The sequence below is a fragment of the Bartonella sp. CL70QHWL genome (assembly GCF_042194855.1).
Classification (GTDB): Bacteria; Pseudomonadota; Alphaproteobacteria; order Rhizobiales; family Rhizobiaceae; genus Bartonella.
Window position 1 is genome coordinate 1 of the sequence record NZ_JBHINJ010000088.1, and the last position, 1,121, is coordinate 1,121.

The following is a 1,121-nucleotide window of genomic DNA, read 5'->3' on the forward strand; positions in this document are numbered from 1 at the left end:
ATTATCGGCTTTTTTAGCATTTTTCTGCATTTTTTCTCAATTCATTCAAAATGGATTTAATAAGCTTCGTTTTAATTATTTTGATAAGAATTAACCCTCTCATATGAAAGCGGAGCCCTGTTGTAATATGCATCACTTTAATAAGTATGATAATGAACATGTCACTTTACGCTCTCTCTTAGAATATTATCGTCAACGAGCTAAATCACCCCGTGAATTAGGAACATTGTTTGAAAATCTTGTCATGGCTTATCTTATGCATGACCCTCTCCATTTTGGACAATATGAAACGGTTGAGAGCTATTATGAATGGGCAACAGAGCGTGAAGGTTGGAATAAAAATGATATCGGCCTTGATCTGGTGGCAAAGCTTCGCAATCAAGAGGGATATGTGGCTATTCAATGTAAGTTTTATAAAGCTGACCATCAGATCAGTAAAAAAGATATTGATAGCTTTATCGCTACCTCTGGGAAAAAGATTTTTACGCGCCGTATTTTGGTTGATAGCACCGAAAGCAATTGGAGTGATAATGCTAACAACACTTGTGATGGTCAAGAGGTTCGTATTCAACAGATTAATCTGTTTGATTTAGAAAACAGTCAAATTGATTGGGGGGCTTATAAAGAAAAAGGTGAAGCTACCCTTAAAGAGCAACCTAAAAAAAAGCTTTTAGATCATCAAAAAGAAGCTCTTGAGAAAGTCTGTGAAGGTTTGCAAGAAGCAGACCGTGGCAAGCTGATTATGGCATGTGGAACGGGCAAAACGTTCACTAGCCTTAAGATAGCAGAACACATAGCAGGAACTGGCAAGCGTGTGTTGTTTCTGGTGTACCCTCCCTTGCTTTGATGTCACAAACAATCCGTGAATGGACCCTTGATACAGAAGTGCCCTTGCGTTCCTTTGCGGTATGTTCAGATACACAAGTGGGTAAGCGTCGTAAAGGGAAACATGATGATGAGGCTAGTCTCGATGCCTCTGATCTTGTCTTGCCGGCTACGACCGATGCGCAAGCACTTGCGCGTAAAGCCAATAAGACTTCTCTTGATGCAATGACGGTCATCTTTTCAACCTATCATTCTATCCAAGTGATTTCGGATGCACAAAATACCCATGGGTTACC

At 40.0% G+C, this 1,121-nt stretch carries 1 pseudogene; it reads left to right on the forward strand.

Going from position 1 to position 1,121, the window contains the following annotated elements:
* Window positions 1–127: 127 nt before the first annotated feature.
* A pseudogene (locus ACFIJZ_RS09835) lies at window positions 128–1,121 on the forward strand (DEAD/DEAH box helicase family protein); the annotation flags it as partial.